The 26,539-nt window shown below is 65.3% G+C and carries 22 protein-coding genes; 14 read left to right on the top strand and 8 right to left on the bottom strand.

The genetic code is table 11. The annotated features are described in order from the left end of the window. Position 1: 1 nt before the first annotated feature. The 3 genes from AAHM44_RS03145 to AAHM44_RS03135 are packed head-to-tail and all read right to left on the bottom strand — an operon-like array spanning position 2 to position 5,585. A complete protein-coding gene (locus AAHM44_RS03145; protein ID WP_342248973.1) occupies positions 2-1,114 on the bottom strand; it encodes an alpha/beta hydrolase in 1,113 nt (370 codons plus the stop codon). Next, positions 1,111-2,658: an FAD-dependent monooxygenase gene (locus AAHM44_RS03140; protein ID WP_342248972.1), complete on the bottom strand. Its 1,548-nt coding sequence runs from the start codon at positions 2,656-2,658 to the stop codon at positions 1,111-1,113. The genes AAHM44_RS03145 and AAHM44_RS03140 overlap by 4 nt, the downstream gene beginning before the upstream one ends. Next, a complete protein-coding gene (locus AAHM44_RS03135) occupies positions 2,655-5,585 on the bottom strand; it encodes a TonB-dependent receptor domain-containing protein (protein WP_342248971.1) in 2,931 nt (976 codons plus the stop codon). Before AAHM44_RS03135 ends, AAHM44_RS03140 begins: the two co-directional genes overlap by 4 nt. A gap of 259 nt (positions 5,586-5,844) precedes the next feature. Here AAHM44_RS03135 and AAHM44_RS03130 point away from each other — a divergent pair, with 259 nt between their 5' ends. Beyond that, complete coding sequence (locus tag AAHM44_RS03130; RefSeq protein ID WP_342248970.1) at positions 5,845-6,756, top strand: helix-turn-helix transcriptional regulator; 912 nt, start codon at positions 5,845-5,847, stop codon at positions 6,754-6,756. Here the strand turns inward: AAHM44_RS03130 and AAHM44_RS03125 are convergent. Further along, a complete protein-coding gene (locus tag AAHM44_RS03125) occupies positions 6,748-7,353 on the bottom strand; it encodes a glutathione S-transferase family protein (RefSeq protein WP_342248969.1) in 606 nt (201 codons plus the stop codon). The two genes, AAHM44_RS03130 and AAHM44_RS03125, sit on opposite strands and share 9 nt — an antisense overlap. Positions 7,354-7,648: 295 nt before the next feature. Here AAHM44_RS03125 and AAHM44_RS03120 point away from each other — a divergent pair, with 295 nt between their 5' ends. The 5 genes from AAHM44_RS03120 to AAHM44_RS03100 are packed head-to-tail and all read left to right on the top strand — an operon-like array spanning position 7,649 to position 12,133. Continuing rightward, the gene (locus AAHM44_RS03120; protein ID WP_342248968.1) at positions 7,649-8,845 is read left to right on the top strand and encodes an acetamidase/formamidase family protein; all 1,197 of its coding nucleotides are present in this window, start codon (positions 7,649-7,651) and stop codon (positions 8,843-8,845) included. Further along, positions 8,842-10,065: an MFS transporter gene (locus AAHM44_RS03115; RefSeq protein WP_342248967.1), complete on the top strand. Its 1,224-nt coding sequence runs from the start codon at positions 8,842-8,844 to the stop codon at positions 10,063-10,065. The genes AAHM44_RS03120 and AAHM44_RS03115 overlap by 4 nt, the downstream gene beginning before the upstream one ends. 2 nt (positions 10,066-10,067) lie before the next feature. Further along, positions 10,068-10,523 (top strand): GlcG/HbpS family heme-binding protein, encoded by a 456-nt coding sequence (locus tag AAHM44_RS03110; protein ID WP_342248966.1) that lies wholly within the window; start codon positions 10,068-10,070, stop codon positions 10,521-10,523. Positions 10,524-10,538: 15 nt separating this feature from the next. Then, positions 10,539-11,480, top strand: coding sequence for a fumarylacetoacetate hydrolase family protein (locus AAHM44_RS03105; RefSeq protein WP_342248965.1), 942 nt, complete (start codon positions 10,539-10,541; stop codon positions 11,478-11,480). Beyond that, the gene (locus AAHM44_RS03100; protein WP_342248964.1) at positions 11,480-12,133 is read left to right on the top strand and encodes a c-type cytochrome; all 654 of its coding nucleotides are present in this window, start codon (positions 11,480-11,482) and stop codon (positions 12,131-12,133) included. The genes AAHM44_RS03105 and AAHM44_RS03100 overlap by 1 nt, the downstream gene beginning before the upstream one ends. A gap of 250 nt (positions 12,134-12,383) precedes the next feature. On the opposite strand, the gene AAHM44_RS03095 is transcribed toward AAHM44_RS03100, so the two are convergent. Further along, a complete protein-coding gene (locus tag AAHM44_RS03095; protein ID WP_342248963.1) occupies positions 12,384-12,812 on the bottom strand; it encodes a hypothetical protein in 429 nt (142 codons plus the stop codon). Positions 12,813-13,153: 341 nt separating this feature from the next. Here AAHM44_RS03095 and AAHM44_RS03090 point away from each other — a divergent pair, with 341 nt between their 5' ends. From AAHM44_RS03090 to AAHM44_RS03075, 4 genes are read left to right on the top strand one after another with little or no spacing between them, the layout of a single operon-like run. Further along, a complete protein-coding gene (locus AAHM44_RS03090) occupies positions 13,154-14,674 on the top strand; it encodes a Wadjet anti-phage system protein JetA family protein (protein ID WP_342248962.1) in 1,521 nt (506 codons plus the stop codon). Beyond that, the gene (locus AAHM44_RS03085) at positions 14,664-15,347 is read left to right on the top strand and encodes a DUF4194 domain-containing protein (RefSeq protein ID WP_342248961.1); all 684 of its coding nucleotides are present in this window, start codon (positions 14,664-14,666) and stop codon (positions 15,345-15,347) included. Before AAHM44_RS03090 ends, AAHM44_RS03085 begins: the two co-directional genes overlap by 11 nt. Beyond that, on the top strand, positions 15,344-18,784 hold the full coding sequence (locus AAHM44_RS03080; protein WP_342248960.1) for an SbcC/MukB-like Walker B domain-containing protein: 3,441 nt from the start codon (positions 15,344-15,346) through the stop codon (positions 18,782-18,784). Before AAHM44_RS03085 ends, AAHM44_RS03080 begins: the two co-directional genes overlap by 4 nt. Continuing rightward, positions 18,781-19,983 carry a Wadjet anti-phage system protein JetD domain-containing protein gene (locus tag AAHM44_RS03075; RefSeq protein WP_342248959.1) on the top strand — a complete coding sequence of 401 codons (1,203 nt, stop codon included), beginning with the start codon at positions 18,781-18,783 and terminating at the stop codon, positions 19,981-19,983. Before AAHM44_RS03080 ends, AAHM44_RS03075 begins: the two co-directional genes overlap by 4 nt. 279 nt (positions 19,984-20,262) lie before the next feature. On the opposite strand, the gene AAHM44_RS03070 is transcribed toward AAHM44_RS03075, so the two are convergent. Further along, positions 20,263-21,192, bottom strand: a complete 930-nt coding sequence (locus AAHM44_RS03070; RefSeq protein WP_342248958.1) for an SDR family NAD(P)-dependent oxidoreductase — start codon at positions 21,190-21,192, stop codon at positions 20,263-20,265. Between the two features lie 78 nt (positions 21,193-21,270). Between AAHM44_RS03070 and AAHM44_RS03065 the strand changes: the two genes are divergently transcribed. Continuing rightward, complete coding sequence (locus AAHM44_RS03065) at positions 21,271-21,750, top strand: MarR family winged helix-turn-helix transcriptional regulator (RefSeq protein ID WP_342248957.1); 480 nt, start codon at positions 21,271-21,273, stop codon at positions 21,748-21,750. Between the two features lie 4 nt (positions 21,751-21,754). Here the strand turns inward: AAHM44_RS03065 and AAHM44_RS03060 are convergent, their stop codons facing one another. Then, a complete protein-coding gene (locus AAHM44_RS03060) occupies positions 21,755-22,654 on the bottom strand; it encodes a LysR family transcriptional regulator (RefSeq protein WP_342248956.1) in 900 nt (299 codons plus the stop codon). A gap of 115 nt (positions 22,655-22,769) precedes the next feature. Between AAHM44_RS03060 and AAHM44_RS03055 the strand changes: the two genes are divergently transcribed. The 3 genes from AAHM44_RS03055 to AAHM44_RS03045 all read left to right on the top strand — a co-directional run bounded on the left by AAHM44_RS03055 (position 22,770) and on the right by AAHM44_RS03045 (position 24,760). Next, positions 22,770-23,462, top strand: a complete 693-nt coding sequence (locus tag AAHM44_RS03055) for a type 1 glutamine amidotransferase domain-containing protein (protein ID WP_342248955.1) — start codon at positions 22,770-22,772, stop codon at positions 23,460-23,462. A gap of 75 nt (positions 23,463-23,537) precedes the next feature. Continuing rightward, positions 23,538-24,377, top strand: coding sequence for a type 1 glutamine amidotransferase domain-containing protein (locus AAHM44_RS03050; RefSeq protein ID WP_342248954.1), 840 nt, complete (start codon positions 23,538-23,540; stop codon positions 24,375-24,377). Positions 24,378-24,463: 86 nt separating this feature from the next. Beyond that, the gene (locus AAHM44_RS03045; protein WP_342248953.1) at positions 24,464-24,760 is read left to right on the top strand and encodes a putative quinol monooxygenase; all 297 of its coding nucleotides are present in this window, start codon (positions 24,464-24,466) and stop codon (positions 24,758-24,760) included. A gap of 211 nt (positions 24,761-24,971) precedes the next feature. Here the strand turns inward: AAHM44_RS03045 and AAHM44_RS03040 are convergent, their stop codons facing one another. Beyond that, positions 24,972-26,453: an AlbA family DNA-binding domain-containing protein gene (locus AAHM44_RS03040; RefSeq protein WP_342248952.1), complete on the bottom strand. Its 1,482-nt coding sequence runs from the start codon at positions 26,451-26,453 to the stop codon at positions 24,972-24,974. Positions 26,454-26,539: the final 86 nt, after the last annotated feature.

Genomic DNA, 26,539 nt, shown 5'->3' with positions numbered 1-26,539 from the left:
GTCAGTACCTTTCGGAGGCCCAGGCCGAGACGGCGTCGGCAACCGCGGCCAGTTCTCCCGGTTGGCCCTGATAGCTGTGGCTCGCGCCTGGAATGCGGAGATAACTTTTGTCGCGCGAGGCGGCCGCCTCGAACGTCTCGCGCACATGCTGCGGCGGGACCGCATCGTCGGCGCCGTTCTCGATCACCAGCAGGGGCGTGTCGATTGCCGCCACGGAGCGCACCGCGTCGACATTGCTGTCATCGATCGACCATTGCGACAGCCATGCCTCGGGCGTCGCCACGCGAGCGATCCCGGAGGGCGCATCGTTGACGAGGCGTGGCACGCCGAGCCAGCAGCGGCCGGGCGGCCGTTCATTCGGGTCGATCGCGGCGTCGAGGAAATGCGGGTCCGCCATGGTCCGCCGGACGATGAAGGGATCGGACAGTCCCTGGCCGAGCTGCTCGCGGGCAAGCGCGGTGATCCGGCGGATGCGGGCGACCTGCGCCGCGCGATAGGATTGGAGGAATGCTGGATCGAAGGGCGGCTCCGGTGCCATCCCGCCATAGAGGTCGAATGCCGGATCGTGCGCGGCCGGCATATCCTCGGCGATCACGGAGGGATCGATCATGTCGGCGAGCATGCGGGCGCGCGAGGCATGCGCGCCCATGAAGATGAGCCCGTCGGCGGGTTCGAGCCCGGCGGCGGAGAGGTCGAGCGCAGCGCCATCGGGCGTCGCCGCGATCGTCGGCCGGCTTGCCTGCTCCTGGTAGAAGGCGGACTGGGTGCCGCTGCCGCTCCAGCCGAGCAGGTTGACCCTCGCATAGCCGAGCGTCTCGCGCGCGAAGCGGATCCAGGCGCCCATATCGAGGAGCGCGCGCTCGGCGACCGCAAGCGCTTCGTTGCGCGCATATCGCGTCGAGACCGTGAGAAGGTCGATCCCGCGCGATACGACCGCTTCCTCGAGCGGCAGGAGTTGCCACGCACCGGCGGGCCGCAGGAACAGGAAGACCGAGCGCGACGGCCGTTCGCCCGCCTGGAGCAGCAGGCCGCCCAGGGGCACCCGCTCCGCGTCGGGCGCGGACCGCGCGGCGCCTGCGGCGGTTGCTACCCAGCGCATCGTACTGCCGCTCACGCCGGGACTCGTGCCGGTTCGATCCAGCGGCGCAGCCAGGCCTCGATCAGGTCAGCTCGCTCCCCGTCCGCGGCCGCCGCGATATAGCCATCGGGCCGCACCAGCAGCAGGCAATCGCCGGTGAGGCCATAATTGGCGCAGACCTGCCCGGCCGGGTCGCGATAGCTCCCCTCGCCCCGCTCGATCTCGACCAGCCGCAGGCCATTCCGGGCCAGGCCCTTCAGATCGCTTGAGCCCGCGATCGCGAGAAGCGTGAAGTCCGGGTGGCGGAAAAGGTCGAAGACGCGCACTGCCGCGCCGTCCGGAGCGACGAGGGCTGCATCAGGCGCGCGGTCGCCAGCCTCAACCCTACCTGGTGTCGTGCGCTCCTCTGCGGCGAGCGGGGACTTTCGATAGTTGAGATCGAGCTGCAGCGTATCGCGCCCGCGCCGCATGTCCGCCTTCTCGGTCATCTGCGCGAGCAATCCCCTGCTCATTGCCAGGACGCCCGCGCCGATTTCGCGGCGCTCGGTCTCATAGGTCTCGAGCAACGCTTCGCTTGCGCCAGCCAGCACCGCGGCGAGCTTCCAGCCGAGATTGAAACTGTCCTGCACGCTGGTGTTGAGCCCCTGCCCGCCGGTCGGCGGATGGGCATGCGCAGCATCGCCGGCAATGAAGGCATGTCCCCGGCGATAGGCGTCGGCGAGACGGAAGTTCACCCGGTATACGGAGGTCCAGGTCGGCTCGCCGGCAACAAGGGTCGCATCGCCCGTCCGCGCAAGGATCATCGTCTGGATCGCCTCACGGGTCTGCTCGGGCTCGCCGTCCGTGGTGAGTTCGGCCGAAAGCTGGAAGCTGTCAGTCTTGGCCAGCGGACACAGCGCGAACCCGCCGCCCGGGGCGTTGGGCCAACGGTGCCAGCCCGCATCCGACAAATTGGCGACCGGCAGATCGGCGATCAGCATGCGGAAGGTACCCGTCTCACCCGGATAGCCGATACCGAGGGCCTTGCGCACAGCGCTGCGCGCACCATCGGTTCCGACCAGCCAGGTGCACTCAATCGTGCGTTCCTCGCCGTCCACCAGCACTCGCGCCTGGACACCGCCGTCCGTCTCGGCGAGGCCAGTGAACTCCACCCCGTATTCAACATGGCCGCCAAGCTCGGCGAGCCGGTCGCGCAGCAGCTTCTCGGTGCGCCACTGCGGGATCATCAGCGAGAGCGGATAGGGCTCGCCGGGGCGGCTGTCGGTCTTGGCGGCGACCACTTGCGGGCCGCTTTCATCGACGCCGTAGTTGATGATCGGTGGATAAGGCGCCGAAGCGTCGAGGAACGCCTCGATCATCCCCAATTGCTCGAAGATCTCGATGGTACGCGGCTGGAGGCCCTTGCCGCGCGACCCGGCGAAAGGCGCATCTCCGCGTTCGATGAGGCGGAAGGATACGCCCCGGCGCGCCAGGTCGATCGCCAGCGTGAGGCCCGCCGAGCCGGCGCCAACGATGAGGACCTGTACTGCCTCGCCCGCCGGATAAGAAGCGGGCGAGGTCGAAGGATCATGTGCGTTCAAAACTTGAACCTCACACCGGCGCGGAACTGGCGCCCGATCACGTCGTAGAGATAGCCGTTGGTGCCGGTGCTGAGGAAGCCCGTGGCGCCATAGATCGGAGCGACGGGCGGATCCCTGTCGAACAGATTCTGGACGGCGAAATAGATCTGCGTGCCCTTGCCGAACTCGGGAATTTTGAAGGTGAGCGACAGGTCGGTGTAGAAGACCGCCGGCACGTGGTTGTTGTTGATGTCGACGCCTTCGACCCAGGCGTTGTTGAGCTTGCCCGCGCCGATGAAGCGCTCGGTGAGCGTCACGCCGACATGGTCCGAATCATAGCCCGCCGATGCCAGCCAGCGCCAGCTCGGCACGGCCTGCGAGTTCTGGTCGAAATTGGCGTTCTGCCCGGCATATTCGGTGGTCACCCCACCGACCGTCACCGTTCGATGCGAGACGTAGGTCCCGACCATACGAAGATTGAGCGATCCACCCCAGTTGCTGACGATATCCGAGAGGTTGCGCCGGTAGCTCGCCTCGAAATCGACGCCGCGCGTCGCCTCGCCGCCGATATTGAGCGGCAAAAGCTTGACCAGCGTGATCTGGTTCGGGTTGGGGCCGGTGGCGGGATTGCGAGTGATGAACGAGCATTGCAGCGCGTCGCCGCCCTGGCAGAGATTGATGACCGCCTGCGCCGTGTTCGAATAGATCGCCTTGTCGATCTTGATGTCGAAATAGTCGACCGAGATGCCGAAGCCCGGCAGCCAGCTGGGACGATAGACGACGCCTGCCGAGGTCGTGTCCGCCTTTTCGGGAACAAGGCCCGGATTGCCGGACGCGAACTGCTGGACGCTGTAGCTCCTGCTCAGCTGCGGGTCGTTGATCGTCTGGTTGAGGTTGTTGCCCGCCTGGAAGAGCTCGGCGAGGTTGGGCGCGCGGATGTCGCGCGACCGCGTCCCACGCAATCTGAGCTGGCTATCCACGTCCCAGGTCAAGCCGACCTTCCAGCTCGTGACGTCGCCCGACAGGCTATAGCTGGTGTAGCGGACCGCCCCGTTGAAATCGAGCTCGTGGAAGAAAGGCTGATCCTTCAGGAGCGGCACCACCGTCTCGAAAAAGCCTTCCTTCACATTGTAATGGCCGTTCGAGGGCCGGAAATTACCAAGGAAGAAGGCATTGGTCTGATCAAGCGCGGTGGTCGTCGCGGCATAGGATTCGCGCCGCCATTCGCCGCCGAGCGCGATCGACACGGGGCCCGCCCAGGTCGAGAAGGGTTCACCGCGCAACGACCCCGAAACGACATCCTGCTTGATCGTGATGTTCTGGTAGGATTGACCATAGATATAAGCGAGCGCGGCGGGCGTGCTCTTTCCGGTGCCGAACACGTTATAGGGCACGCAGCCATTCGTCGGATTGGTGAGCGTCGAGCGGCAGACGATCTGGCTGGTCGCCGGGTTCACCACCGCGTCGACCGCATTGTTGAAATTGGCGGTGATCGGATTGTTCGAATAGTCGCCGTTCAGGAACTTGGTCTCGCCGTGCTGGCCATAGAGGTCCCAGCTCCAGCCACCTGCGAACTTGCCCTCGAGGCCGCCGACATAGCGGAACTGCTCACGGTCGTTGCGCCCCACCGAAGGACCCCAGTCGAGGAACATCTTGCCCAGGGTGAAGCTCGCAAGATTGTTCGCCGTCATCGTCGCCCTGGTGGCGGAATCCAGATAGGCGTTATCGGCCTTGATGGTGATATTGCCGTCGCGTTCATAGACACGCGCGAAGATCTTGCTCTTGACGTTGGCGTAGCCGAACTCGCCATAGGCGGTGATGCTATCGGTGAGATCATAGCTCGCCCGGGCGAAGACCGTCCCGCCTTTCACGGGAGAACCGAGCCGGATGATCTGGCTGACATCCTGCGCGTCACCCCCGAAGGAGAGCACGCCTGTTTTGAAGCCGGGCCGGAAGGGCACCGGGCTGCCGCCGGCGGTGAATTGCGTGTTGACCAGCGGGCCGCCCGAGGAGGTGACGTTGCCGGTCGTCGTGGTCGAGGTGATGAGGCCGCCATCGGTCGCGACGCCGAGCCCGACACCCGGTTGCAGCAGCAGCCGGGGCTGCCCGTTTCCAGCGACGAAAGCGGGGTTGTTGACGACCTTGTAGCTCTTGAACCAGTCGCGCGAGGTCACATAGTCCGCGGCGCCGTCGTCATGATATTCGCCGGACACCAGCAGGTGCCCGCGGCCGCCGGCGAACCTGGCGCCGAGGCTCAGTTCCGCCTTGAACGTGCTTGCGTCGCCTTGCCCCGAGATACCGGATTGGACATTGCCCATGACGCCGGTGAAGTTCTTGTTGAGGACATAGTTCACGACGCCGGCGACCGCGTCCGAGCCCCAGGCGGCAGAGGCGCCGCCGGTCACCACATCGACGCGCTCGACCAGCGCCTGTGGCAGCAGCCCCACATCGATATTTCCGGTAAGCGTCGAGGGCGCGACCCGGTGCCCGTCGAGAAGGACGAGCGTGCGGTTCGCGCCCAGAGCGCGGAGATTGTAGAGGTTCGCGCCAACCGTAGCCGAGGCGCCGGTCGTCGCCACCCGCGGTGTCGTCGAGCCGACAAGCGCGGGAAGCTCGTTGACATAATCCGCAAGTGACGCGGGCGCCGCCGATTGAATCTGATCGGTGCCGATCACGGTCGTCGGCGTCGGCGCGGTGTAGCCCGAACGCGCGACGCGGGTACCGGTCACGATGATTTCGCTCGCGGCGGTACTTTCGTCCTTGGGCGCCGTGGCGTTCTCCTGCGGGGCCGGCTGGGTTGTCTGGGGAGCGGCGGCCGAGGCCGTCACGGGCGCGGCCGCCTGATCCTGCGCGAACGCGGGCGTGGCGCCGCATGCGATGGTCAGCGCCAGCAGCGAGGCCGTCTGGCAGAGTTGAGGACGAAATCTGCGATCTTGCATGCGGTTCATGAACGGCTCTCTCCCATCTCCAGCCTCTTCACGTGACCGTCGTGCGGACGTTTCGGGCCTGCTTCCTTATGAGACGGGGCGCCCGCTTCCTTATAACAGCAAGCTCCGGAAGCTTATCAAAGCGTCCGGAAATCGTGTGTCGCATCGCAAATGCGGGCGGTAATGGCGCCTGGGACCAAGGGCCGGAAGTGCATGCAGTCCGCATTTCCGCCGCAACAATGTTGCGCAGCATGGGCCCGGGGCATAGAGTCCAGGCAGGATGAGCGAAGCTCAACGGAAAGGCGAGACAAGGGCGCCGCGACGGGAGTGGATGGTGGCGCACGAGCAAACACCGATCTGGATCGTGACGGGCGATTTCGGCCGCGCAACGGTCAATATCACGGGTCGCGCCCTGGTCGAACATGCCCACCAGCAGTTCAATATGCTCTTCATGCTTGGCGGCGCAGATACGCGCTTTCGATCCGGCTCGGAGACCCTGCCGCTCGACGAAGGCTCGGTGCTGCTCTTCAACCCTTGGGTGCCGCATCTGAAGCTTGCCAATGAGGGCGGGCCGACGATGATCCTGTCGCTCATCATCGAGCAGGCATGGATCGATCGTGTCCTGGAAGCGCAGGGGCTGCGCGCCGGGCTGATCTTCCCGCGCCCTCGCGAACAGATGACCGAGAGCGTCCGCGTCCAGGCCGAACGCCTCGCCGCGTCCATCTCGCGCGATCTGGTGGAAAATGCAGCCGACCGCGAGGCGCTGCTTATCGACCTGATCGACGCCGTCATCCGTGCTTATATCGCTCCGGAGGTCGAGCGAACCGGCACGACCAGCGTCCGTCCCATCGATTTCAGGATCCGCAAGGCCCTGAGCTTCATCCACGATCATGCCTTCGAGAATCCGCGTATCGACGAGATCGCGAAAATGGTCGGACTGTCCCGGTCGCATTTTTTCGAGCAGTTCCGGCGCTGTATCGGCGCCTCGCCGCAGCATTATATCGACCATATCCGCATGCGCGCTGCGACAAGGTATCTGAGCACGACCGATGAGCCGCTGGTCGAGCTGGCCGAGCGCCTGGGCTTTGGCGCCCACAGCAATTTTACCCGCTTCTTCGCCCAGCATATGGCGGTGAGCCCGAGCGAGTTCCGTCGCCAGACTCACCAGGTCGACGACGAACCCCTAGGCTGAAGGGGGGCGGGCACCGGTACGCCGCTGCACCGCCTCGAACCATTGATCCAGTGCCGCGAGCGGCGCGCGCTTGATCGGCAGCGTCGTCCAGCGGCGTACCGCGACGCCGATCGGGATATCGGCAAGGGTGAAGGCGGAGCCTGCAATGAAACGCGACTCCTGCAGCGCTGCATCAACGATCCCGAACAGCATGTCGGCTTCGGCCTCGGCGCGGGCCAGCTGTTCGGCCGGTGGCGGCGTCGTCGCCTTGAGGGTCAGCCGCACGAGATCACGCACGGCTTGCGCCAAATGCGCCGATTGCCAGTCGAGCCATTGATCGACCAGCGCCACGCGTCTGGGATCGGAGGGATAGAGCACTTCGTCCCCCTCGCGGCGCGCCAGATACCGCATGATCGCATGCGATTCCCACAGGATGAAGCCGTTGTCGTCGACGGTCGGAATGCGGCCATTGGGATTGAGGCGGCGATAGGCCGGATCGTCGAGACCGCCATGCGGGCCACCGGTCGGGATCAGCGCATGGTCGAGGCCCAGCTCGTTGCAGGTCCACAGGACCTTGGCGACATTTGGCGCCGCGGGGTGCCCCCAGATCTTCAACATGCAGTATCTCTCCCCTGTCGGGCGCCTTCGCCCTCTGCGCAGACCTTAAGGGGATGGAGTCATTCCGCTGATGTCGCCCAGTCCTGCCGCTTATCACGCCGTCCGAATGTTCGGGCCGGCCCTGAAATCCGGATGATTTGATAACAGCGGACCCATTGGTTTCGGCCAATACATGCAGCGACGGTACGAATAAGCCCTGGCCCATCAAAAGAAGGCCAAATGGGAGAGAATGAGCATGACGCACTCACCGCATAGCTGCTGCCCGGCGCACGACCCCTGTCCGCATCATTTGTCCATGCACCAGGCGTCGGCGAGCCGTGATCATGCCCGCGCCGTTGACGGCGTCGACCGGGAGGCGGTCGATCTTGCCCTCGATCAGCGCGGGATAAGCCGACGCGGCATCCTTGCCGCCGGCGCGGGCGCCGCGATGTTCGTACGAGGGGGAGCGACCCCTGCCCTTGCGCGCCCCGCAGTTGCCGCGACTCCGCTGCGTGCCGGCCGCGTGCATGAGCTGCCCTCGACCCCGCAGACCGTGAAGGTCGGCGCGATGGACCCCGCAACCCCGGTCGTGCTCGAAATCGAGAGCGGGGACATCGTCCATTACCCCAATACCTGGGTGAACTGGGCGAACGAGGCCAGGTTCGGCATGGCGTTCGCCGAGCGCGAGTCGATCCGCAAACGCTATCCCGCGGGCCCCTATTCGCTGATCGGCCCCGTCGCCGTCAAAGGTGCGGAGCCCGGCGACGTCATCGAATGCCGGATGGTCCGCTTGAAGCCGATCGGGTGGGGCTGGAACTCGACGCCCAAGGGCATGGGGGCGCTCCCCGACGCGTTCGACCAGCCCTATCTCCATTACATCAAGATGGATGCCCAGCGCCGCTTCGCGGACTTCGCCCAAGGCGTCCGCATTCCGCTGGCACCGATTCAGGCCGTGATGGCGGTCCAGCCGGCGGGCGACAAGCCGGTCAGCGGCATCCTTTCCGGCCGCTATGGCGGCAATATTTCGCTGCGCGACCTGACCGAAGGGACGTCGCTGTTCCTCGGCGTCGAAGTGGCCGGAGGCCGCCTGTGGACCGGCGACAGCCATGCCGCGCAGGGCGACGGGGTGGTCGATCAGACGGCGATCGAGACCGCGATGGAGGATCTGCGGATCCAGTACATCCTCCACAAGAAGGTCGCGGTCGCAACGCCGGTCGCCGAGACGCATGATGCCTGGATCGTCCTTGCCTATGGCGACACGGTCGACCAGGCGTTGGCCGGCTCGATCCGTCAGATGATCACCTGGCTTTCGGGTGCAACCGGCCTGACCGGCCAGGACATCTATGCGCTCGCCAGCATCGCCGGCAGCTTCCGTATCACCCAATATGCCAACCAGACGGGAAGCGTGTACACGAGCTCGCCGCGCAAGGCGGTGCACGGCGTGCTGCCCAAGGCTATCTTCGACGCCTCGCGGCTCGCTCAGATCTCCAAGTCGCTCCGCCCGGGCGCATGAGCATGGCCGCAAGCGAGCCTCTCGACGCTGCGCGCGCGGCACTGGCGCGGCGGGTCATCCTCGGCTGCGCCATCGTCGCCTTCCTCGACGGCTTCGATACCCAGGCGATCGGCCCCGCAATCCCGGCGATCGCAGCGCAACTCGGGCTGCGCCCCGATGCGATGGGATCGGTGCTCGGTGCCTCGCAGGTCGGCTTCCTTGTGGGTGCCTTCCTGTTCGGCGCGCTGGGCGACCGCTTCGGCCGCAAGCGCATGCTTTTGTTGACCACGGCGCTTTTCGCGGTCGGTACGCTTGCCACCGCACTCTCGGCATCGCTGAATGCCCTGCTCATCAGCCGAGTCGTGACCGGGTTAGGTTTGGGCGGTGCCAGTCCCAATTTCGTGAGCCTGGTCGGCGAGTTCAGCCGCGAGGACCGGAGAGCACGCGCGGTGACGATGCTCTGGGCGGCGGTGCCGCTAGGCGGCATGGTCGGGGCATATACGACGGGACAGATCCTCCCCGTCCATGGCTGGCATGCGATCTTCGTGATCGGCGCGATCGCACCGATCCCGGTACTGGCGGCGATCGCGCTGCTTTTCCCTGAATCCCGCGAGGTTGCCCATGCCAAGGCGGCACCCGTCGCCGCTTTGTTCAGGAGCGACATTCGCGGGACCACATTGCTGCTCTGGGTCACCTCCTTCATGACCTGGTCCACCATCGTGGTCACGGCACTCTGGCTCCCCGCCCTCCTCCAGCGCGCCGGCTGGACCGGGCCGCACGCCGCGACGATGCTGGCGCTCAACAATGGCGGCGGCATCATCGGCACGCTGGTGGTCGGCATGTTGGTCGGCCGCGGCGGCGCGCACCGGGCGCTCGTCGCGATGCTGGCAGCGGCAGCTTGCCTGGTCGCCTTGATGGGCGTGCTGACGTCGGCTCCTTACGGGTTCGCCGCCCTGGCAATTGCCGCCGGATGCGCGACCTCGGCCGGGGGCGGCACGCTGCTGGCAGTGTCGGCCGGAACTTATGCACCGGGCGCGCGATCGACCGGCGTCGGCTGGGCGCTCGGCGTCGGCCGCATCGGCACGGTGCTGGGTCCGCTGGCGATCGGCATCATGCTCGGGCTCGGCGCTTCGGTCGCCACGGCATTCGCGGCGATCGCGGTCCTCGCCCTGATCGGCGTGGCGGCCGCGCTGGGCCTCGCCCGTGCCGCCCGACCAATCCCCTTTCCCCACGGAGAATGAACATGGAATCGGATTCCACCTGCATCGTACAGTATCTGGTGAGCTGCCGGATGGCGCGCAAACTGATCGACACAGCCATCGACGAGGCGGAACGGTTGGGACATGCGCTGTCCTTCGCGGTGGTCGATACAGCCGGCCATCTCGTCGCCGCCGCGCGGATGGACGGTGCGCCGTTCGTGACGATCGAGATCGCGCGCGGCAAGGCATTCGCCAGCGCGGCGACGGGCGGGCAGCCCGGCGACAATCTCGACCAGCGCTACCGCGACAATCCGATGGTCTGGGGCAATGCCGGATCCCTCGGCTACGGCGCACCGATGCTGCCGGCGGTGGGGTCGCTTCCGATCAGGATCGACGGCCGCGTCATCGGTGCGATCGGCGCCAGCGGCGCGCCCTCGGCTATCGACGTCCAGGTCATCACCGCGGCGCTCGAGGCCGTGGTCGGTCTGGCCGCCAAATAAGGAGAGGCAAGGACAATGCGTCTCTTTGCATATCGCGATGCAACCGCGAGCCGCGCGCTTGGCGTGTCGGTGGACGGCATCAACTTCCACGAGATGGCGGTGCTTGCGCCGGATCTGCCCCAGGAGACCGAGGAACTGCTCGGTACCGACGGGGCGCTTGCGCGCCTGGCGGAACTGCTGGCGGTCGCCCCTTCCGGCCGCCCTATTGCCGAGGTGACCCTGTTGCCCTTTCTGGAGCGTCCCAACGCGCTCTGGGCGCTCGCGCTCAACTTCAAGACGCATATCGCGGAGACCGGGCTCACCACCTCGCTCGACTATCCGCATCTCTTCCTGCGGACAGCAGCATCCTATGTCGGCAGCGGCGAACCGATCCTGGCACCGCCCGAGAATGTCGCCCGGGCGTTCGACTATGAAGGCGAGCTCGGCGTCGTGATCGGCAAGCCCGGCCGCCACATTCCGGTCGAGCGGGCGCTCGACCATGTCGCGGGCTATACGATCGTGAACGAAGGGTCGGTGCGCGAATATCAGATGCACAACCGGCAGTTCGGCCTCGGCAAGAATTTCGAGGCGTCGGGCAGCTACGGCCCCTGGATGGTGACTGCCGACGAATTCGGGGATCCGACCCGGCACAGCATCGAGACCCGGTTGAACGGCATTGTTCGCCAGCGCTCCGGACTCGACGATCTCCTGGTCGGCGTGGCCGAGACGGTCGCCTATCTCTCGCAAGGCTATCATCTGCGGCCCGGCGACATGATTGCGATGGGAACGCCGGGTGCGCTGCCGCCGGCGGAAGACGATGCCGAAGGGCGCGATCTCTCGCGGCAGTTCGGGCCCTTCCCCACGCCCGGTCTCGTCCATATGCGGCCGGGCGATCTCGCGGAGGTCGAGATATCCGGGATCGGTACCCTGTCCAACCCGGTCATCGCCGACCAGCCCGCGACCTATCGGATCGGATGATGCGCGCGGTTTCGATCGCCCTTCTCGCTGTCTTCGGGCTGGCGGCCTGTTCGCCGCAAGGGACCGCGGATGCCCGGCGCCTCGGCGGCGATCCCAGGCTCGGCGGGCAGATCGCCAAGGCCAAATGCGCTGCCTGCCACGGCAGCCCGGGCGGCGATGCCGCGCCGCGCGTCCCGACGCTCAACGAACAATATCCCGAATATATCAGGAAGCAGCTCGCCGCCTTCGCGGCTCCAGCGGGGGCGCCCAATCACCGGGCAAGCGCGATTATGGAACCGATCGCGCGAGGCCTTTCGGACACCGACCGCGATAATGTGGCGGCCTGGTACGCGCAAATCTGGCGCAAGCCGGCGAGGCCGCGCGATCCCGCGCGCGTTGCCCTGGGCGAACAGCTGTTCCTGCATGGGCGGCCGGAAGACGATCTGCCGGCCTGCGCGGCGTGCCACCGGATGGATGCGACCGGCATTCGCCCGGACTTTCCCAATCTCGCCTCGCAGGACCCGGCCTATCTCGAGTTCGAGCTGAAAAACTGGGAGCGCCTGCGCGGGCATCGCGGCAAGCTCATGTCAATCATCGCTCCCCGCCTGAAACCCGAGCTGGCGGGCCCGCTGGCCGACTATCTTGCGGCACGACCAAGCAAACCGGTCGAGTGATCCCGCCGCCCGCAAAGTTGGATATTTGATGGATATGGCGCCGTCGACGAATGCAGATACAATCCCGGCGCCCGGAATTTGGTCTCCCGGCAGAGCGACGCAATCGGCAATCATCTCTGCCGGGAGTGGCGGCCCCGAACTCTACGAGAGCAGGTGACCGCAGGGTCCTATAGCGGGCGCGCCGAACTTAGCCATCGCCCTGCCTTCAGACGGTGTTCGTAACGCGACCTGCTGCGCAAAACTCGCATGCTTAGGCATCGTCATCCTGCTCGGGCCAAGGCGACTCCGTCTCGAAAGGCCAGAGCCATGCATCGTCGGCCTCGAAGTCGTCGACACAGTTCAACGCCGCCATCGCTGCCCATTTCTTGGGCTGGATGGCCAGGTCCGCCCGCTCGAGATGTTCGGCAAGCGCCAGGGTACGAGTGATCCACGCCGCCACGGCGTAGAACGCCCAATGGGGGCGTCCCGCGGCATAGCGTTCAATCAGCTGCTGTCGCTCACGCGCCGATGTCGTCCGCATCAACTCCATGGCGAGAGGCCGCCATAGTTGGAGCGTATGGGCAACACGCCGCTTTTCCTGCGGCGCCAGTTCGGCGGCGAGCTGCGCCTCCAGATCCGGGGTCATGGAGAGCCTGGCCTTTTCGAGCAGCGGCCATAATGCGGCGCGAACAGTCTTCATGCATATTGGAGTGCCGCACCCGGGTTGCGCCTGCAATGCGTCTGGCTAACCGGGCCGGCTCCTGTTGCGGCTTCCACAACCGACCCCACCCCCGGCGGCCGCTCGGCGGCAAGAAAAACAACCAAATCGGGACTTTTGTCGATCGCCCGGGCGACTTGCCCGGGCCTGTGCTTTATTCGATAGTCGCCAGACGGTTCCGGGGCGGTCTTCCTGCCTCGGCCAGGGCGTGGGGGAATGCGATCTGCAATGGCCTTGATCCGCAATAGTCTGCTGGCGGCGCGGCATTTCCGTTCCAGCGCCGACTACCGCGTCACTGCTCTGGCCATGGGCACCGCATATTGATGCTCTTCGGTCAGCTCGATCCCGATATCTTCGCCCTTTTCGCCGGCTCCAACCGCTTTCTCTACGAGCGTGTGTTGCTCGGCATCTATCAGCATTTCTATCGTTCGGATCTGCGGTTCCCTTCCGAGGCCGAGATTGTTCGCCGGATCTATGAGGATCTGGGCGAGCATGCGGATCTGTGGCGGGAGGACGAGGCGCCCGTCAAACTCGACGAGTTGGCTCCGCGCCGCGGCAAACGCCTGCGAAGGCGCAATGTCGGAACCGCCGACACCCAGGCAACCAGCGAGGCGATCATCCGGGCGCGCCATATCTATAATCGCCTGCGCGCGACCGGCTGGCTCGAGGAGAGCCGCTATGGGCTGAAGGTCACGGTCGACATGCCCGCCGGGGCGATGCGGCTGGCGGAGTTCCTCTGCAACCTCCAGGAAGGCATGTCGGAGCAGTTGGGCGGGCTCGTCATCCAGGTGAAGAACGAGCTCGAGGCGCTGCAACGCAATGCCCGCGAAAATGCACCCGGCCTGCACAAGGCTGCGCGTGATGCCGCATCGTTCGGCCGGTACCTGCGCAGCGTCCTGAGCGCGCTGCGGGATATTGATGATCAGGTGCGCGGAAGCGACAGCGTGGGGCGGCGGCTGCGTCACTATTTCGAGGACTTCGTCGAGCGCGTGCTGCTCCAGGACTATGCGGCGATTTCGACGACCTCGCACCCCTATCGGTTCCGGCACCGGATTCTAGGCGCGCTCGATGCGGTCGAGGATTCGGTCGCCGATATCGGCGCAATCGCAGAAGCGTATCACGAAGCCCGGCTTGCGCCCGACGCCGCCAGGGCACGAGACCTTGTCTATGAAGACCTGAGCAAGGTCCGCCGGGTCTTCGAACAGATCGAAGAAGCGTTCGAGCGCATCCAGCAGCATCGCGCGCGACTGGAGACCCGGCTGCGCAACACGGTTCGCTATGCCGGACGCCGGGGAGGCACATTCCTGCAGCGCAGCGAGCCGATCCTGTTGCAGCTCGACATGTTGCTCGAACGCGGCAAACCGGATCTTGAGGTCTCGGGCATGATGGAGCGCCGGCAGACCTTCTGGTCGCCCCTGCTGCTCGCACGGCCGCGCAACTATCGCAGCCCCATCGTCGGCGGCCTTCTGGTCCTTCCCCCTCCCGATCCGCTTCGCGATCTACGCAAGCGGCTGGAGCGCGAATATCTCGACCGCATCGCAGTCACGCCCGAACAGGTAGCCCGTTTCCTGGAAAAGCGCGTGCCCCCGTTCGGCTCCAGCGAGGCGAGCAGCTTCTGGATCGACAGCGTCGATGATTTCCTCGCCTTCGAGACATTGCGGCTGTCGGTTCTCGCGTCCGACGAAGCGGGAGGCGGCAATGCCGTCGCGAACTATCTCAAATCCGGGTTCCGCTTCACGCGCACCGATGCTGCCGGGGTCGATAATGCCTGGCTCAGCTGCGCCGGGTTCACCGTGACCCGCACCGCTGACCACGTGACGATCGAGGTACCGCATGCTCAGTGAATTCCAGACGCTCGACGCGCGTGACCCGCGCCGCATGCAGCGCGTGACGCAGGTGATCAGCCATCTTCTGCGCAATCAGTTCCTCCATGTCGAGGATCGGGGGTCGGCAAGCCTTCTCGATATCCTGCTCAAGTCCGATATCGAGCGGCTGGTCTCCGACTATTTCGACGTGGCCGGCTTCCGGCTCGTGGTCCGCGAAAGCGAAGGCTGGGCGGGGATCATCCCCGATACCGAACTGATCGGCCATCCGCGCATGCGGATCGATGAGACGCTCGTGCTGCTGCTCATGCGCCGGCTATGGGAGGAAGGCGTCCAGGAAGGCGATGTCGAACGCTATGGCAGCGTTCTCGTCTGGCTCAACGCGGCCTATGATGCCTATCAGGATATGGTGGCGCGCGCCCGGCGCCCTGCCCTGCAGATCGGCGAATTCAAGGCGCTGGTGGAGGGGCTGGAGCGACGCGCGATCGTCCGCATGGGCGATATGGACGATGAGCTCGAGGACATCCCGGTCACCATTCGCGCCCTGGTCGCGACGGTCGCCGGCGACGAGTTCCTTGCGCATCTGGAACAACTGCTCGCGCGTGCCGATTACCAGGACACGGGCCCGGAGGAGGCGGACGAGGATCGCGGTGATGCGGACGGGCCCGACGACGACCGGGAGGATGCGGCATGATGAAGCTCGTCCACATCGCGCTGGTCCAGTGGCATCTGTTCAGCCGGGAAGATCTTTCTCTGTCCGGCGACACGGCGATCCTGGGGCAGAACCGCTCGGGCAAGTCGACGCTGATCGACCTCATCCAGGCCGTGATGACCGGCGGATCGCGGCAATGGTACAGGTTCAACCGCTCGGCCGGCGAGACCGGCAGCCGCAGGTCCGAGCGCACGCTGCGCGGCTATTGTCTCGGTCAGCTCAACGAGCATGAATTCCTGTGGGACCAGGCGGTAACCCATATCGCGCTGGTGTTCGATGACCCCGATGGCGCGCGCCCTCCGGTAAGCGTGGGCCTGTGCATCGAGGCATCGACAACCGACGAGGCACAGGTGGTCGGCCGGTACGTCGCGCCGGGCGTGCGGCTGGATACCGAAATGTTCGTCGAGCAGCTGGACGGCGGCCAGCAGCGCTCGGCGCCGTGGTCGCTGGTGCGCGAACGTCTTGAACAGGCCTGCATCGCGAGCGGGACCGCGCTGATCCGGCCTGACGGCGCGCGCAACCATATCCGCGAATATATGCGCCAGCTGTTCACCGGGCGGCGGCACAGCGATCCCGAGCGCTTCATCCGGGCGTTCGTGATGGCGCTCTCGTTCGAGGACATGCGAACCGTCGAGGGTTTCGTGCACAATTTCCTTCTGGCGAAGAAGGACATCGACATCGGGGAGCTGCGCGAGTCGATCCAGCGCTATCGCGATATCCAGAGGGACATTCACGAGCTCGAGCGCCGTCTCGAGGCGCTGCGGGCGCTTGCCGCCCTCGTCGCCGATTTCGTCACGCTGCTCGAGCGCGAGGAAACGGCCCGGGGCGTCGCCCGGCTGGCGGCCATGATCGAGGCCGGCGCCGCCCTGACGGCAAATCTCGCCGAGCGACGCAAGAACCGCGCGGCGCTGGAAGAGGTGCAACGCGAGATCGCGCGGCACGAAAGCGAGATCGAAGCGCTGCGCGAACAGCAGGACAGCCTGCTGGCGCAATTCTCCGCGCAGGATGCGGCAGGCAAGCGCGCGGTCGTCCAGAGTGAGCTGAAGGCGCTGGAGCTCGCGCGTGCGCAGGTCATTCGCCGGCTGGAGGCCCGCTTCCGGAGCGTCAGTCAGGCGACCAGCCTGCTCGATCATCGCGAGCGTCTCGCGCCCCTGAAGCTCGGGACGCTCTTCGAGGCGCTCGAGAAGCTGAGGACGATGGGCGAAGGGCTCGAGGTTCCGCGATGGCCCAGACAGCCTGTCGAGATGGAGGCGTGCATCGCGGCAGCCCGCGATGTCGCGATCGCCAATATCGGCAAGATCCTTAGCAGGCGGGATGACGCGATCGCGCAGCGCCATACATTGCAGGAAGAAATTGCAGGCTTTGTCGAGCGCCGCGAGCGCGCACGCAAGGGCAAGATCCAGCTCGATGATCGCACCACCCAGCTGATGGCGGCACTCGAACGCGAAGGCATGCGGCCCCGCGCCTTGTGCCAGGCAGCCGAGATCGTCGATTCCGACTGGCGCCAAGCAGCGGAGGCGCTGCTTGGCCGGGACCGGGAAGCGATCCTTGTCGACCCGCATCACGCATCCAGGGCGGTCGAGATCCTGCGCGGTGCCCGCGACAGCTTCCGCGGCTGCCGGGTTGTCAACACCAGGCGCCTAGCGGAGCAGCCGCCGGGCTTCGAGGCCGACTCTCTCGCTACGGTATTCGCCAGCGAAGATCCGATGGCGCTCGCGTTCCTTCGTTTCCGCACCGGGCAGGTGCGGCGTGCCGACACCCAGGCGGAATTGCTTGGCGGCGGCCGTGCCATCATGCGCGATGGCGCCTATAATAGCGGGATCGTCGTCGAGGTATTGCAGCCGCAGGGCTTCAAGATCGGGGGTGCCGCAGCGCCGCTCGTAGAGGCGGAACTAACCCGGCAGATCGACGAGCGCCGCGGCTGGCTCGCCCGCCATGTCGAGGCCGAGCGCTTCCACGAGGATATCCGCAGGAAGCTCGAGCCGTTGACCGAAGCAGCCGCCGAGACCGACCGGCTCGCGCTCCTCGTCGGCGCGATCGATCAGCATGACGAGAACCGCAATGTGTTGCAGGAGCGGCTCGAGCGCATCGCGGCCACGATCGACCCGGCGCTTCAGGAGGGGCTGGACCGGGTGAAAATCCAGCTTCGTGCGGCAAGCGACGACAAGGATGCGCTGGTCGACCAGCGCGGCCAGCTCACCCAGGCGGGCCTTGATATTCAGCGTCGCCTGGATGGCGGCGATGGCCATCCGGGCTCCTGGCTGAGCCTGCGCCTACGGCGGCAATTATTTGGCGAAAAAATCCAGTCGCGCGTCCAGTTGCGTGCCTTGCGCGAAACCTATGTGGGGCAACGCCCGCGGCCGCTCTCGCAGGTGACCCAGGCGATGAACAAGCGCGCCGATGAGGCGCGCGATGCCTATCGCGCGCGCGAAGGCGAGATCCGCGAGGCACTCGGCCATTACCGCGCGCATTTCGACAGCACAGCGCCGATCGCGGTGCAGGGCTCGATCTCGACCGAGATCAAACACTGGGTCGATGGCAATGTCAGCGCGCTCGAGGACAATGAGCTCATCCGGTATCGCCGCCAGGCCGACGAAGCCGTCGAGCAGATCGGACGGCTGTTTCGAACGGCCTTCATCCACGAGCTCAACGCACGCTTCAATGATCTGAGGACCGAACTCGAAAACCTGACCCGCGCGCTGAAGGCACGCCCGCTTCACGGGGAGATCTACACGCTGCATGCGCGCCCGAAGGAGGAGTTCGCCTCGCTTCATCGTCTCGCGCGCGAAAGCGAGACGGATGAACATGTGTTCGATTCCCTGTTCGGCCGCAGCAGCCCGCGCGACGAGGAGCATGCGCGCGCCCTGCGGGAAGTCGAGCGGCTGCTCAGTGACGATACGCTCGATTTCACCGCCTATCAGGATTATCGGAACTATTTCACCTTCGATCTTCGCATGGAAGACGTCGAGAAGGGCCGGCAATACAGCTATGACAAGCGCAAGGGGACCGCGAGCGGCGCGGAACGCCAGGTTCCCTATTATGTGATAATCGGGGCGGCGCTCGCGAGCATCTATCATGGCACCCGCCGGCAATATGACCAGGCGGATCTCGGTCTCGGCCTTGCCGTGTTCGACGAAGCCTTCAGCAAGATGGACGGGCCCAACCAGCGCACCTTGCTCGACTTTTACGACGATATCGGGCTTCAGGTCGTCATCGCCGCGCCGACGGAAAAGCGGTCGGTGGTCAACGAGAATCTGGACTGTATCATCGATGTGTTCCGTCACGGCGACAGCGCGACCGCCGAAACGGTTCGCATCAAGGCGCATGCCCGTAGCCAGATGCGTGCCGCCAATCCCCAGCACTTAAGCGATGCCGCGCTCGCCGGCTATCTCGAGCCGGCATCGGATGCGGCCGAATGAGCAGGCGGCGCTTCGGCAATGTCGATACCCTGATCCACGATCTGCTCGACCGGCACGAAGCGAACCCGGGAGCCACCAGGCTCCTCGCCTATATCGACGAAGAGGCATTTTCGACCGTCGAGGCCCGCGACCGCTTCACCCGGGCGCTTCTGGCGGCCGAACAGACCGGCGGCATCGCGGTCCAGCGACGCCGTGTCGATGGAAGCATCCTTCTAGGGCATGTGCGCCTCGTCGATCCGGCGCCGCTCTATGCCCAGCTCCAGCGCGTGCCAGCACAGGACAGCGTCGAAAATGCGCTCGAAGCCATACGCGCCCGCGAGGATTTGTCGGCGGCCGCGCACGCGGTGATCGACGAGATCGCCGAGGCCTGGTCGCGCGGCGTCGGGCGCTTCGGCCTTGCTCCCCGGGACGAAACCGGGCTCGCGGACGCGCTGGCGCTGGTGCGCCTGCTCGCCGGGAGGGCTGCTGACGGCGACGCCGTACCTCTCGACTTCCGGACTTTTTCCCGCGCTGCGGGAACCGACAGCAAGGCGCTCGAGCGGGTGACCTCTACTGTTGTCAGGATATTCGAACGCCTCCATCCGGCAAGCGTGCCCGCCGGGGCACTCGATGCGGACGATGTGCTGGCATCCTTTGGCGTGCTGCGCACGCCGCAACCGCTCGTCCTGAGCGGCCCGATCGCCGTGGCCGGCGCAACGCTCCCGCCGCTACGCTTTTACGGTGTCCCGCCCGAGCAGGGCGATCTGCTCAGCCTTGCCGGCGACATCGATTATCTCCTCACCATCGAAAATTATGCATCGTTCATCCGGCACGTTCGGGAGATCAACGCCGACCGCTCAGCGCTCGTCATCTATACGGGCGGCTTTCCGTCACGCGGCCATCTGCGCCAGATCGTCAGGCTCGCCCGCGCCGCCAGGGTCCCCTCCTATCATTGGGGCGATCTCGACGGCGGCGGTGTCCGCATCTTCCGCTATCTTGAGCAGGCAGTTGGATCGCACGGCCTGGCGCTGCGCCCGCATTTGATGGATCCCGTGCTGCTGGAGCTACACGGCGTTCCAAGCGACAAGCAGCTTCGCGCCGCGGATGCGCCGCCCCACGAAAGTGCGATCCGGTCGCTCTGGGACATTCTCGTATCGTCCAATATGCAACTCGAGCAGGAAAGCCTGGCACCACGACATCCACAATCCGGCCAGCCATGACGCGCGGTGTGGTCCAGGTCCCGGGCGTGGCCGCTCCTTGCCGCGCGCCTCCAGGCGATGGGAAGGAGGCAGCCGGCCCCCTTCCCCTTCCTGCTTTCCGGCCTCAATATTTGATACGCAGGCGGGCATAATAGAACCCGCCGTTGATGCCGAACGGCCCGCCGGAGCGCGGATAGATTTGTCCGTCCGCGGTGCTGCCGGTCAATGCATAGATTGGCGTGACCGGGCTGGCCTTCAGCTTGTCGGGATAAGTGTCGAAGAGGTTCGCCGCACCGACCGTCAGCGTAAAATGCTTCGCGACCGTGTAGCTGACGTCGAGGTCGGAGAGACGCGCAACTCGATTTCCGTTCTCAGATACGCCTCGGTCAGTTTCCAGAGCTCGGCCCGCGCATGCAGATCGTCGGCCGGGGGACTGGGCCTCAAAGGCTTGCCCCCCTTGACCGAGAAATATCCGCCGGTCGCGGCTCCAAACTCGGGATCCAGCGCGAGCCGGACAAGGATATTCGCCCCACGCCGGGGATCGCCGACGCCCAGCCTGGTGAGGATGCGCTCCAGCACCGGCGCAAAGCGCAATTCGCGTCCAAGGCCCGTGACATTGAAGCCAGGATCGAAGCAGTTCACCGCGACCCCGGTCTCCTCCAGCTGCCGGGCAAGCTCGAGCGAGAACATGATGTCCAGCAGCTTGGTTCGTCCATAGACGGCCGAGGATCCCGGAGCGGAGAAAGGCCTGGGCACGAACAATTCGCCATTCAGCATCATCCGTCCGTGACGGCGGGAGGCCTCCGATGCCGTTGTGATGATACGCGACGGAGAAGAGCGGATCATCGTCTCCCGCAAGGTTCGGGTCAGCAGCCAGGGCGCGAGGTAGTTGACGGCCATCATCTCGTCATCGCCGTCTGCCGTCGTACGCGGTGAGAAGGCGTGGATCCCGGCATTGTTGATGAGGACGTCGATCCGCTCATATCTGCCGGCAATGATCTGGCCCGCGGAGACGACGGTATCCAACCGGGTCAGGTCCGCGAAATGAATATCGACTTCCGCCTTCGGCGCGACTGCCGCAATCGCGCATTGGGTGGAATCGGCCGCGGCCCGGGATCGGGCGATCAGGACAAGCCGGGCGCCGCGCTGCGCCATCTCGATCGCGGCAAGACGCCCGATCCCGCTCGTCGCGCCGGTCATCACAATAATAGGGGCCGAGCGGTTGGGCATGTACTTCTCCCGAATCTAGTGGATATATATCCATCATATACTTGAAACCGGAGAAGGGAAGCGGACCCCATGCCGTCGATGGCAGACAATGAATCGAACCAGTTTCCCGCATCATGGCTCGCGCTCGGCGAGGAACTCAACGCGCTGCTGAGCGCCGCCCGCGTGGTCGCGGCGGAAACCTCGGCGAATTTCGACGCGAATCTGCAGCCTGCGGCTTTCCAGGTTGTTCAGTGGCTGCACGCCTTTGGCCCCGCCCAGGCGAGCCAGGTCGCACAAGCGCTGGCGATGGATCGAAGCGCGACAAGCCGTCTCGTTCGGCAGCTCAAACAGGCTGGACTGCTGGCGGCATGCCCGGGTGATGCGGATAAACGCGCGGTATTCCTGTCCCTTACACAGGAAGGCTCATCCCGCATGCGAAGTGCGATTGCCCATAAAGGCATGGCTTTTCGCGAACGCCTCGAAGGCTGGAGCGAAGCCGATCTGGCCCTGTTCACCAGTCTCCTTCGCCGCTTCAATGCCGGTTCGAAAGGTCGCCAGGCACCTCCGCCGGCATCATGATCCTTCAGAAAGAGCCGAGATAGTCGATGAGCGCCCGCGTAGCAGCCGAGAGACGACGGTGCGGGGCATAGATGAGGGAGAATGGGCGGGTGCGGCCCTCGGCCTGGCGCAGGATCTCGACGAGCCGCGCCTGGTCGATCCGGTCGCGAACGATGAAATCATAGGTCTGGCAGATACCCATGCCGGATTCGGCCAGCGACACGACACCGAGCACGTCGTCAAAGACCCGGATCCGGCCTGGTGGCGTCCATTCGATCTCGCGACCGTCCAGCTGAAATGACCATGGTGCGCAGCGCCCTGTGCTGGGCATGACAAACGGCAGGCACTGGTGATCGGCCAGGCTCTCGATCGACCGCGGTACGCCATGCAGCTCGAGATAGGCAGGTGCTGCGACCAGGCGCAGGGGCGCATCTTCGAGCTTGCGGGCGACCAGGCCGCTGTCGGGCAAGGGCCCGAGGCGAATCGCGAGATCATAGCCCTCGGCAACCAGATCGACATTGCGGTTGGTGATGCTCAGGTCAATCTCGACCTCGGGATGCAGCAGTGCGAAGCCGTTGAGCATCGAGGGCAATCTGTGATGCCCATAGGTCGTCGGCACGCTGAGGCGCACATGGCCCCGCAATCGCTCACCGTCCCTTCCCTGGATCGCCCGCTCGGCGTCATCGATCAGGGAAAAGGCGGCGCGCGCCTGGTCGAGATAGGCGCGTCCGGCATCGGTCAGGCTGAGGCGCCGGGTCGTACGCCGCATCAGTTGCGCCCCGAGGCGGGTTTCCAGCCGGGTGATGGCCCGGCTCAATACCGAAGGGGTGGTCGATAGCGCGACCGCGGCCTCGGTCATCGACCCTTTGTCAGCAACGGCGATGAACGCCTCGACATCACCCAGATGATCAAACCGCCGACTCATTCTTGCCTCGTAAGAACAGATGAATTCCCCGTCGCCATCTTTATCGCCGCCATGGCACGAAATAAATCACCTCCAGCCGATCCCGCGCAAAGCGGGGTCGATCAGGAGATCTTTCGTGACCAACGCCATTCCAGGACCCGTCCTGTTCGTCCTGACCAGCCAGGGCGAGAAGGGCCCGGGCGGCGCGCCGACCGGCTTCTTCCTCGGCGAGGTCACCCACCCGCTGGCGGTGCTCGAGGCGACCGGCATTCCCGTCGAGTTCGCGTCGATCGACGGCGGCGAGCCGCCAGTCGACGGTCTCGACCTCGGCGATCCGACCAACGCGCGCTACTGGAACGACGAGATGTTCCGCAGCGCGATCCGGTCGACGCGGCGCCTCGCGGACGTGAAGCCGGAAGCCTATTCCGCCATCTTCTTCGCGGGCGGCCACGGCGCCATGTGGGACTTTCCCACAAGCCCGGCGGTCAACGCCGTCACGCGGGAAATCTATGAGGCGGGCGGCGTGGTCGCCGCCGTCTGTCATGGTCCGGCGGCTCTGGTCAATGTGACGCTCAGCGATGGTTCGCCACTCGTCCAGGGCAAGAACGTTGCAGCGTTCACCGATGACGAGGAGCGCGCGGTCGGCCTCGACAAGACCGTGCCTTTCTTGCTCGCGAGCAAGCTCACCGCACGCGGCGCGCACCACCATCCGGCAGCCGACTGGACGGCCAAGGTGGTTGTCGATGGCCGGCTGGTCACGGGCCAGAATCCGCAGTCGGCAACCGGGGTCGGCGAAGCCCTGCGCGATCTTCTCGCCGCCCGGCCCTGACAAGTTCCAGTAGCAATCATCCGAGCTCGCGGCGCCCTTGTGGCCAGGAGCGGGCTCGTTCGGGGAACGAGTACCATGAAATTCCTGCACTTTGCCGCCGCCGCACTGGCGCTCGGCTTCACCACTGCCAACGCCCATGCGGGCGAGATCCTGATCGTCCTTTCGGATTCCGATCATCTCGATCTGAAGGACGGCAAGGTCTTCGAAACCGGTTTCTACCTGAACGAACTGATGCAGCCGGTGAAGGCGCTGACGGATGCCGGACATCACGTCACGTTCGCGACGCCCAACGGCGTTGCACCGACGCTGGACAAGTCGTCTGTCGACAAGATGTATTTCGGCGGCGACGAGACGGCGTTGCGGGCGAGCTCGACCCTGCTGGACCAGCTCAAGCTTACCTCGAAGACCGAGTCGCCCGTGATCAGCCTCGAGCGCGTGGCGCAGATCGGCTATGATCACTTCGACGCCGTCTACATCCCCGGTGGCCATGCGCCGATGCAGGATCTGCTGCTCAGCCCGGGCCTGGGCAGGCTGCTTTCGGATTTCCATGCAAAGGGCAAGGTCACGGCGCTCGCCTGTCATGGTCCCATCGCCCTCCTCTCGGCGATGGCAAACGCACAGGGCTTCGTCCGCGGCCTCGAGACTGGGAAGTACGCGAAGGCGCAGAACTGGATCTATGCCGGCTACCGCCTGACGGTGATCAGCAACCAGGAGGAAGAACTCGCCAGGGGCCTGCTGAGCGGCGGCGCGATGAAATTCTATCCCCAGACGGCGCTGCAGGTTGCCGGCGCCAGCTATGTCAGTAACCAGACCCCCTGGACGTCCAACGTCATCGTCGACCGGGAGCTGATCACCGGCCAGAACCCCGCCTCCGCCCCCGCGGTCGCGAGCGAGCTGCTGAAGCGCCTGAAATAACCGCGGTACCTTTCCGGCATCGCGCGGCGCCGGGCGCGACCCGGCATCCCCTTCAAGCCCCCCAGCCCCAAGACAAGGAATCCTTCATGTCCGACAGCATCAAGGTCGTCGCCCGCGTGGTCATCACGCCGGGCAAGGAAGAGGTTTTCGAGAAGAATGCGGTCGCGCTGTGCGCGGCGACGCGCCTCGAGGAAGGATGCCTTTCCTACCATCTATTCCGCAATCCGGCACAGACCGGCGTGTACGTCTTCGTCGAGGACTGGGCGTCTCACCAGATCTGGCAGCACCATATGGACGGAGAGGCGCTCCGTATCTTCAACGCACGGCTGCCGGCCGGGACGATCGCCAATATCGAGATCCACCCGCTCCTGCCCGTCGCCTGAGCGGTAGGATGAGCGAGCGGTTCACGCAGCGCTCTGGCGGTAGATCAAGCGAAGGACGGGTTCCGGAGCGGCAGCGCCGCCCGGAACCTTTCCTTCATCGCCCCCGGGGACAGCGCCACAGGGCGTTCCACCCAGCAGCGCGCGACAACGGGCCTCCCGGCCCCATGTCCGGCGCTCTATCCCCGCATTCAGGCTCAGGGGCGCCCGTTTTTCATAGCCTGCGTTCGATCAGCGCACGCACCGCTTCCTCGACCAGGGTTGCAGGCGGCTGGTATCCGTTGAAACAGGCGAACAGCGGCGCAACAGCCCGTTCGACCGCCGGCGCCAGTGCCAGGTGCGGCGTATCCAGCCCGACCTCGACATAGGAATTCGCTACAGCCGTGTGCGACTGATAGCCCTCCCCCGCGCCGAAGAAGCGCATGGTATTGGCCCAGGAGGTGAGACGGCGGCCGTTCAAACCAGACCATGAAAAAGCGAAGCCGGCACTATCCGCTTCATTCCACCCGGCTCCGCGAAGCGCGCTGATGCCAGCGGCAATGAACTCGGTCACGCGATAGAGCATCAGCACAGGATCGAGTGCGACGAATGGCTGGACATTGTCCGCCGTGTCGTCCTGCATGAGGCGACGGACATAGAAGTCGCCGCGAGGATCATAAAGCTGGTATTCGAGCCGCTCGCGTTCGCCGGCATCGCCGCCCCGGATATCGGCAACCCAGGCGCCGCCCTCGACCTTCGCGCGATCCTTCTCCTTGTAGAAACCGCGCGCATCGAGCCAGGCGGGCCAGCCGGTATATTGCGGGTTGGCGGAAGCGAACCGGTTCATGAACTCGCTGGTCGCAAGCGCGTCCGGATGGATCGGGCTTGCGGCCATGCCGACCCGCATGGTGAGACCGTCCAGAAAAGATTTTCGGGAATCGGGGAGCGGTGCTGCCGCCCGGGCAGCATCGAAGGCGGCATCGCCGCGCATGATGACCGCTTCCGCGCGGGCGCGGAGCTGATCGGCTTCGCTCGGCGCCGGCTGCTGACCGAGAAGCGCCCGCAAGGTTTCCGGCACGTTTCCGCCGAGCTGACGGCGCAGGAAACGACCGATATCGGCTTCCCGGTTGTCGAAGCAGATCTCGAGCAGCGCGGACAGATCTGCAGGGGTGATCCTCGCCGAACTGGCGGTGCCGTTGCTCTGGAGCGTGCGAAAATAGATGTCGCCCTTCGCCAGCAGCGCTTTCTGGGTCGCCTTGTCGAGCAGATCGCGCTTCACAGCGACGGGCGTCCGCACGCCGTCGGGCACGGCAATGACCGGATAACGGTTGCCGGCGCGCTCTCCCATGCGCACCTCCACTTCGAAGCTCTCATGCGCATAGCGCGACACGATCCCCTGGATTTCGTCGAGATGGTAGACGTCCTCCAACGGACGGGAGAATGGATAGGCGTCGGGCGCGAGGGTCTTGTCATCGAAGCCGATGACAAGAAAACCGCCATTGCGGTTCCGGATCGCGAACAATCCCTTTACGAGCTTGGCGACATGCTGGTCATCGGTCGGATCGAGCCAGGTCTTGAGCTCGACATTTAACGATTCGCCGGGTCGCGCGACAAGCTCGTCGGCCCTGGTGTCCCTGCCAGTATCTGGTTCTGCATCTGCCATGGTCAACATGGTATAGGTCGTTGAGAACCCGTAACAAGGGTATGGCGCACGCAAGAGCCTGTTGTTGGACGAAGGGTTGCGCGGCGAAAGGGCCGCACTGCTCCCCGAAGATCGCTAGAACCAGCGATGCATGTGAAGGG

Origin of the sequence: Sphingomonas sp. OTU376, from assembly GCF_038440415.1 — a bacterium.
GTDB classification, from domain to species: Bacteria; Pseudomonadota; Alphaproteobacteria; order Sphingomonadales; family Sphingomonadaceae; genus Sphingomonas; species Sphingomonas kyeonggiensis_A.
The sequence above is the reverse complement of the archived record's forward strand: the minus strand, read 5'-3'. Positions and strand labels throughout refer to the sequence as shown.